The sequence below is a fragment of the Streptomyces sp. NH27 genome (assembly GCF_056859195.1).
On record NZ_JACEGK010000465.1, the window covers coordinates 1 to 6,384 of the forward strand.

Here is a 6,384-nt window from a genome sequence, read left to right on the forward strand (position 1 = left end):
ACCTCACCGAGGCCGTGCTCACCTCCGTCGACCAGGAAGAGCAACTGCTGGTCATCCAGGTCTGGCGCCCCGGGCAGGCGGTGAAGGTGATCAAGCGCCGCTGAGCGGTCAATGGTCAACGGTCAACGGGGCTGTCCGGTAAGGCCGTTCGCCCGTACGGCTCACCCTTGCCACTCACCCTTGCGGCGCCGCCCCTCGGCTCCCGCCCATGACGGCGGGGAAGCCGTGGGTGCGGGCGGCGGAGGTGGCGGCGAAGGCGGGGGCGAGGAGGATGAATACGGTCCAGGGCAGGGCGTGGGTGCCGAGGAGGACCTGGGCGGCGTCTACCTGTTCGCCGCCCGCCGCCACCGCCGCCGGGGACGGCTCCGGGTCCACCGCCGGGCTCGGTACGGAAACCAGCGCCCGGACCAGCGCATAGGGTGCCCGGATGACCGCGATACCGGAGGCGTTCACGCAGAGCACGGTCGCCCGCGAGGGCGCCCGGGGATCGGCCTGGCTCGCCGAGTTGCCCGGAATCGTGGACAACCTGCTGGAACGCTGGACGTGCGTACCGGACGGCCCACTCCTCCACGGCGGCGTCGGCCTGATCGCGCCGGTACGACGACGCGACGGCGACCTCGCGGTACTGAAGGTGTCCTTCCCGCACCCCGGCAACGTCCATGAGCCCGACGCGTTCGCGGCATGGCGCGGGCACGGCGCCGTCCTGCTGTACGAGCGGGACGACGACCGCTTCGCGATGCTGCTGGAGCGGGCCCACCCATCGACGCTCGCGGAGATCGACGACACCGACGAGATCGTGACGGCCGCCGGGCGGATCAGTCACCGGCTGGCCGTCCCCGCGCCGCCCGAACTGCCCCGGCTGCGCGGGCAGGTCGACGAATGGGAGCGCGAACTCCACACTGACGCGGCGGAGTTGGCGTCCGTCCTGCCTCCCCGCGTGGTGACCGCCGCCGTCGCGACCGTCCGCGAACTGGGCCGCGACCAGCCGGACACCCTGATCCACGGCGACCTCCACCCCCGCAACATCCTGCGCGCGGACCGCGAGCCCTGGCTGGCCGTCGATCCCAAGGGGTATGCGGGAGACCGCGGTTACGACTGCGGCACGCTGCTCAAGTCGCTCGCGCTGCGGCTGATCGAAGCGGACGACCTGCGCAAGGCGATCCACCGCACGCTCGACGTCTTCGCCGAGACCGCCGAACTCGATCGCGAACGAGTCGAACGCTGGGCCCAGTTGCACGCCGTCCAGGCCACCTACTGGGGACTGCGGCACGGCTTCCACGTCACCCGCGGCGGGCCGCAGCTGGACCGGATCACCGACTTCGCCGCCCGTCTGGCGACACTCCTCACCGAGCGCGCCTAGATTGCCTCTTGGGGCGTCTCGGTGCTGAGGGAGCGGTACGCCGTAAGGGGCGGCGGTGGTGGATTCTGCGAACGAGGTGCTGCGCACCCGGTCCAGCAGCCTGGTCGGTCTCAGTCGATCTTCTTGATCACCCGGGCGGGCACTCCCGCGACCACGGTGCCGGCAGGAACATCACGAGTGACCACCGCACCGGCAGCGACCACCGCACCGGCACCGATGGTCACCCCCTGCGTGATCACGGCAGCCGTCCCGATCCAGACGTCGTCCTCGATGACGATCGGGGCGAAGGAGAGGTACTCGCGGCGCTCGGCCAGGGGCAGTGGATGGCCTCCGGTGATGAGGCTGACCTTCGGGGCGATCATGACGCCGTTCCCGATACGGATGCCTCCCTTGTCCATGAAGGTGCATCCCTGGTTGACGAAGACGTTCTCCCCGAACGTCGTGTTCAGCCCGCACTCGGTGAAGAACGGCGGGTAGATCACCACCGATTCCGGCAGCGGGCCACCGAACACAACAGAAAGTAGTTCAGCGCGAACCTCGCTCTCGCTGAACGGAAGCACGTTCAGTCGAGACGTCGCATCGGTCACCTCCACGATCCGCTCCACATGACGCGCGAACTCAGGCGTCTGGACATACATAACCTGCTCTGTGCGGGTTGACATGCGCTGATCCCATCACCGCGCAGAACACTCGATCAAACAACCCCGCACCACACCAGACACAACCAATGGTTGTGGAAGTAGGGTCGAACCGTGGATGTCGAAGCGTTGCGCACGTTCGTGGTCGTCGCTGGGACCGGCCAGTTCCAAGCTACGGCCGACGAGCTGGGCATCAGTCAGCAGGCGGTCTCCAAGCGGATCGCGGCCCTGGAGAGGCATATCGAGGCCACGCTCCTGGTGCGGACCTCCCGAGGCTCCCGGCTGAGCCTGGACGGGCAGGTCTTCCTGCCGCACGCCAAGAAGGTCCTGGCGGCCATCGATCAGGCCGAGCGGGCCGTGCGCCCCGGGAGCCGTCCCTTGCGCGTCGATGTCCTCAATCGGCGCATCTCCCCGGCCCGGGCCGTCTACCGGTTCTACCGCTCCCACCCCGAGACGGACCTGGACGCGGTCACGCTGAGCAGTGAGAACGCCGCCCAGGCCGCCCATGCGGTGCTCGAAGGGACCATCGACGCGTCCTTCCGTGCCGTGCCGGCAGACCAGGTCCCGGCCGGGATCAGCGCCGAACGACTCCTGGACGCACCCCTGGAGCTCCTGGTCGGACCCGGCCACCCGCTGGCTGACGCGCCCTGGGCCAGTCCCGCGGACCTGGCCGGCCACCGCATCTGGATCCCCGGGATCAGGACGGGCACGGAGTGGGCCGCGTTCTACCAGGCGCTGTCCGGGGCCTTCGGCCTGAGTATCGACGCGCTTGGCCCCCACTTCGGTGACGAGGCCCTGATGGACGCGCTCGCCGACTCGGCCTCGCCGGCCACCCTCGTCGGCAGCGGGGACCGGTACCTGTGGCCCCAGAACCACGACCTACGGCGCATCCCGTTGCACGACCCGACCCCCGTCTACCCACACGCGCTGCTGTTCCGCAGCGGAGACCAGCACCCTGTGCTGACCGCGCTACGCGACCATCTGCGCACCGCGGGCCCGCGAACCCCGCACGACGTGTGGGCGCCGGACTGGGTAGACCGCTGACCAGAGCTCCCGGCCGAACCGCACACGGCCGCGCTCGTCACATGCCGCCGCCCTGCCGCCGCCTGCCTGGTCGGCCACTACCTCTCCACCGCCACAGCGGCCGACGCCCGGCTGGAAACGCGGGACGGCGCACCGTACGACGACTCGTTCGGCGACCGCGCGGTCGGCGACACCCTGGGCGAGGACCAGACGCTGGAAGCGCTGGAGGACGCGCACCTGACACTCACGGAGCGCCCGGCCGGGCGCTCAGGGCGAGCCGTCGGGCTCGGGTCGGGTCCGAGCGGCCCAGTCATTGCGAGCTGAGATCAGAGCGGGACGCACCTCGCGGTCGAGCCGGTCGGCCTCGGCGCGGAGCAGGTCGGCCACCCGGAGCAGCCCGTCCGGATCGAGGTCGGTGATCCAACTCTCCTCGCACAGATGGATGTTGGCCACCGGTACGCGGGGGTCGGGGAGTTGGGCGTAGGGCGTGCAGTCGAGGGTGCAGGAGAAGATCTCCTGCTCGGAGGGAAGCCCGGAGGGATCGGCCACGGTGTAGACGGTGGTGGTCTGCCCGGGGAAGCGGGCGCTGTGGTGGATGTCGGCGAGTCGGTCGGCCAACTGCTCTACGGGCACGTGGTGTTCGCTCGGGTCGTCCCCGGCCCACGGCGGCAGGTAGCCGCTGAGGGTGTGCCCGTCGACCGCCGTGAGGGTCCACTGCCGCGCGGGTCCGGGTAACACCGGGAACTCGGCCGGGGCGGGCGGAAAGCTGATCATGCGAGGTGTTCCTTCTCTACGGCTGTACGGCTGTACGGCGCTACGGCCGCACGGGGCGCTACGGCTCACGGCGGACGGTCGGCTCGACGACGGGCAGCACGGCACCACGACATCGCCGCACCACGTGCCCAACTTCCTTACGGTGCACGGCTCTGCGGGTCGCGCCCCGCTACGGCCACGACCGCTGTTGCAGCGGGAACGTCGTCGCAATCCGGGGCGGGTCGTCCAGCTCCCAGCTGTGCCCGCCCGCGTGCCCATCGAACTCGCTGCACGGGCAATCCACTTCACGCCCGGCCGGGCAGTCCGGTATCTCGATCACCGCGTTCGGGGCGCCGCCGTCCCGCCACAACGCCCACAACGTCCCGGCCTCCGGCCCGCGCAGGTTGAGCGCCGCACCGTAGTGAATCGGCGTGCTGTGCACCTCGATCGTGCACACCAGCGTCGCGAACATGTCCTCCCGGGTGTACGCGTACACGTCGTCCGCCTTCACCAGGCTCAGCACCGTACGCACCAACTCGTCCGGCACCAGGGTCCGCCGGCCGCAGATGAAGCGCTGCGCGCGCTGCACGGTCATGTGGCCCAACTCCTCACGTTCTCGTTCCTGTTGCTTCCGCCGCGACGTAGCCGCGACGTAGCTGCGGTGTGCAGAAGAGACCCGCTCCGGCCGTAGGCGACCAAACCGTGAGTCCAACCCCGCCCGGGGGTGGGAAGACGGGGACCTTGCCTGGACTCGGCACGGCCGGAGCGGGCGATCAAGGGAGCCGAACCGTCAAGGCCCGTACGGATCAGCCGCGATGACGAGCCCGACTTCCAGCCCGCACAACGCCGCCAACCCGACCAGCACGACGATCCCGGTCCAGCCCATCAGAAGCACCAGTCCCAACTTCCGCATCACACGCCCACCCTTTCCGCCTCGACCCACGCCCCCGCCAACGCCTCGGCGCGCACCTCTTGTTCGGTGGCCGGCCGCACGCTCCCGGGGTCCGCCGACCACAACCCGCGGCGCCCGGGCCGCTGGAGGGACAGCAGGCCACCGGTCTGCCGCAGCACCTCGCCGAGGTCCCCCGTCATCGTGTCCACCACCCATGTGCCTTCCGGGTACACCATCTGATCGGTCCTTCTGTGATCGGATCCTGACGTTCTGTGAACAAGAATGCCGTGTGCACTCTACGATCGGCAGAGGTGAGCCATTGCCGTACATATGCGACTAGATGGCGAGCCAGGCATGCACAACAGCAGACCGAAACTACGCAACATCCCGGCATCCTGCGCGCGTAGTGCGCGGCTTGCTCCGATGCCAGGACAAGGAGAAAGGGCTCTTTTTTCAGATGAACAGCATCGAAGAAGGCACTATCTCAGCTCGATTGGTGTACTCGGAAGAGCTCGCGCGACTGTGCAGGCTGCACGGGTGGACCCTCGTCGAGCTGGGCGACCGCTGCAACTACGAGCAGTCGTACCTCCACCGCCTCGAGACGGGCGGCCGGCTGGGCACGCTGGAGGCCGCGCAAGCGCTGGACAAGGTGTACGGAACCGGGCACCTGGTCAACCTCTGGCGGCTGGCCAAGGAGGAGGCGAAGCGCAGCAGGTACGGCGGCTTTGCTGAGGTAGAGGCCGACGCGACCAGCATTCAGGAGTTCAGCGTCAGTACGGTCCCCGGATTGCTTCAGACGAGGGCCTACGCAGAGGAACTCCTGCGCACCACAACCCCGGGTAGCGGCAAGAAGTTGGCTGCGGTAGTGGACGCGCGGATCAGCCGGCAAATCGTCCTCACCGGGAGCCGAGCGATCCCCTACCGCGGCCTACTCGACGAGTCTGTGCTGCGAAGGCCGACGCTCTCCCCAAGCGATTGGACGGAGCAGTTGGAGAAGCTGATCGAGGCCGCCCAGCAGCCACACATCACCCTCCAGATCGTGCCGTTCCGGGCGGGCCTACACCGTCTGATCAACAGCTCGCTCCAGTTGCTCTGGCTGCACAGCGGGCAAACAGTCGCGTACGTCGAGAGCAGTTGGAGCGGTCAACTCATCGAGGAATTCGAGGACGTGGAGAAGCTGCGGTTGTTCTACGATCAGCTCAGGGACTCCGCACTGTCACCCTCCGAGTCTCTTCAGCAACTACACAAATCACTGGAGGACACCACGTCATGCGTCACTTCACCCCAGACCTGAGCGCTGCCGCCTGGCGGAAGTCGTCCTACAGCGGCGGCGCGGACCCCGACAGCTGCATCGAAGTGGCTGACGGCTTCACCGGCGTCGTCCCGGTCCGCGACTCCAAGGACCCCCAGGGCCCGGCCCTGACCTTCTCCGCTGACGCGTGGACGTCGTTCGTCTCGGCCGTCCAGGCGGACGAATTCCCGACCACCTGAACCCAATTCAGGCCAAAGGGGCGCAAGTGGCTTTCCGAAGTAGCCGCTTGCGCCCCACACTTATTCTCCCAGCCCCACGCCCCGCTCGACACTCGCCCCGTCGAAGGAGCACGTGACATGCCGTACACCTGGCGCAAGTCGACCTACAGCGACAACCCAGACCCCAACAGCTGCATCGAAGTGGCGAACGGCCACCCCGACGCCGTCCCGGTCCGCGACTCCAAGGA

Annotated in this window: 11 protein-coding genes; 5 read left to right on the plus strand and 6 right to left on the minus strand. The window is 68.6% G+C overall.

The features are described from left to right. Positions 1-174 precede the first annotated feature (174 nt). Positions 175-453, minus strand: a complete 279-nt coding sequence (locus AC13HU_RS29320; protein WP_483044990.1) for a hypothetical protein — start codon at positions 451-453, stop codon at positions 175-177. Here AC13HU_RS29320 and AC13HU_RS29325 point away from each other — a divergent pair. After that, a complete protein-coding gene (locus AC13HU_RS29325) occupies positions 428-1,360 on the plus strand; it encodes an aminoglycoside phosphotransferase family protein (protein WP_483044991.1) in 933 nt (310 codons plus the stop codon). The two genes, AC13HU_RS29320 and AC13HU_RS29325, sit on opposite strands and share 26 nt — an antisense overlap. Positions 1,361-1,470: 110 nt before the next feature. On the opposite strand, the gene AC13HU_RS29330 is transcribed toward AC13HU_RS29325, so the two are convergent. Beyond that, positions 1,471-1,998 carry a DapH/DapD/GlmU-related protein gene (locus tag AC13HU_RS29330; RefSeq protein WP_483044992.1) on the minus strand — a complete coding sequence of 176 codons (528 nt, stop codon included), beginning with the start codon at positions 1,996-1,998 and terminating at the stop codon, positions 1,471-1,473. Between the two features lie 114 nt (positions 1,999-2,112). On the opposite strand from AC13HU_RS29330, the gene AC13HU_RS29335 reads away from it, so the two are divergent. Then, a complete protein-coding gene (locus tag AC13HU_RS29335) occupies positions 2,113-3,042 on the plus strand; it encodes a LysR family transcriptional regulator (protein WP_483044993.1) in 930 nt (309 codons plus the stop codon). Positions 3,043-3,288: 246 nt separating this feature from the next. Here the strand turns inward: AC13HU_RS29335 and AC13HU_RS29340 are convergent, their stop codons facing one another. The 4 genes from AC13HU_RS29340 to AC13HU_RS29355 form a co-directional block, all read right to left on the minus strand. Next, positions 3,289-3,795, minus strand: coding sequence for a DUF6907 domain-containing protein (locus AC13HU_RS29340; protein WP_483044994.1), 507 nt, complete (start codon positions 3,793-3,795; stop codon positions 3,289-3,291). A gap of 169 nt (positions 3,796-3,964) precedes the next feature. After that, positions 3,965-4,369: a hypothetical protein gene (locus AC13HU_RS29345; RefSeq protein WP_483044995.1), complete on the minus strand. Its 405-nt coding sequence runs from the start codon at positions 4,367-4,369 to the stop codon at positions 3,965-3,967. 195 nt (positions 4,370-4,564) lie between these two features. After that, the gene (locus tag AC13HU_RS29350) at positions 4,565-4,687 is read right to left on the minus strand and encodes a hypothetical protein (protein WP_483044996.1); all 123 of its coding nucleotides are present in this window, start codon (positions 4,685-4,687) and stop codon (positions 4,565-4,567) included. Continuing rightward, complete coding sequence (locus AC13HU_RS29355) at positions 4,687-4,902, minus strand: hypothetical protein (protein ID WP_483044997.1); 216 nt, start codon at positions 4,900-4,902, stop codon at positions 4,687-4,689. Before AC13HU_RS29355 ends, AC13HU_RS29350 begins: the two co-directional genes overlap by 1 nt. Before the next feature lie 221 nt (positions 4,903-5,123). Here AC13HU_RS29355 and AC13HU_RS29360 point away from each other — a divergent pair, with 221 nt between their 5' ends. The 3 genes from AC13HU_RS29360 to AC13HU_RS29370 form a co-directional block, all read left to right on the plus strand. Further along, entirely contained in the window at positions 5,124-5,960 is an 837-nt protein-coding gene (locus tag AC13HU_RS29360; protein ID WP_483044998.1) for a helix-turn-helix domain-containing protein, read from the plus strand. Then, on the plus strand, positions 5,936-6,157 hold the full coding sequence (locus AC13HU_RS29365; protein ID WP_483044999.1) for a DUF397 domain-containing protein: 222 nt from the start codon (positions 5,936-5,938) through the stop codon (positions 6,155-6,157). Before AC13HU_RS29360 ends, AC13HU_RS29365 begins: the two co-directional genes overlap by 25 nt. A gap of 117 nt (positions 6,158-6,274) precedes the next feature. Further along, on the plus strand, positions 6,275-6,384 hold a 110-nt coding region (locus tag AC13HU_RS29370), incomplete at its 3' end, for a DUF397 domain-containing protein (protein ID WP_483045000.1).

Excerpts from the sequence above, each read along its gene's own strand:
- AC13HU_RS29330 (WP_483044992.1), bottom strand. The coding sequence starts at position 1,998 with ATGTATGTCCAGACGCCTGAGTTCGCGCGTCATGTGGAGCGGATCGTG.
- AC13HU_RS29325 (WP_483044991.1), top strand. The coding sequence starts at position 428 with ATGACCGCGATACCGGAGGCGTTCACGCAGAGCACGGTCGCCCGCGAG.
- AC13HU_RS29340 (WP_483044994.1), bottom strand. The coding sequence starts at position 3,795 with ATGATCAGCTTTCCGCCCGCCCCGGCCGAGTTCCCGGTGTTACCCGGA.
- AC13HU_RS29350 (WP_483044996.1), bottom strand. The coding sequence starts at position 4,687 with ATGCGGAAGTTGGGACTGGTGCTTCTGATGGGCTGGACCGGGATCGTC.
- AC13HU_RS29355 (WP_483044997.1), bottom strand. The coding sequence starts at position 4,902 with ATGGTGTACCCGGAAGGCACATGGGTGGTGGACACGATGACGGGGGAC.
- AC13HU_RS29345 (WP_483044995.1), bottom strand. The coding sequence starts at position 4,369 with ATGACCGTGCAGCGCGCGCAGCGCTTCATCTGCGGCCGGCGGACCCTG.
- AC13HU_RS29360 (WP_483044998.1), top strand. The coding sequence starts at position 5,124 with ATGAACAGCATCGAAGAAGGCACTATCTCAGCTCGATTGGTGTACTCG.
- AC13HU_RS29365 (WP_483044999.1), top strand. The coding sequence starts at position 5,936 with ATGCGTCACTTCACCCCAGACCTGAGCGCTGCCGCCTGGCGGAAGTCG.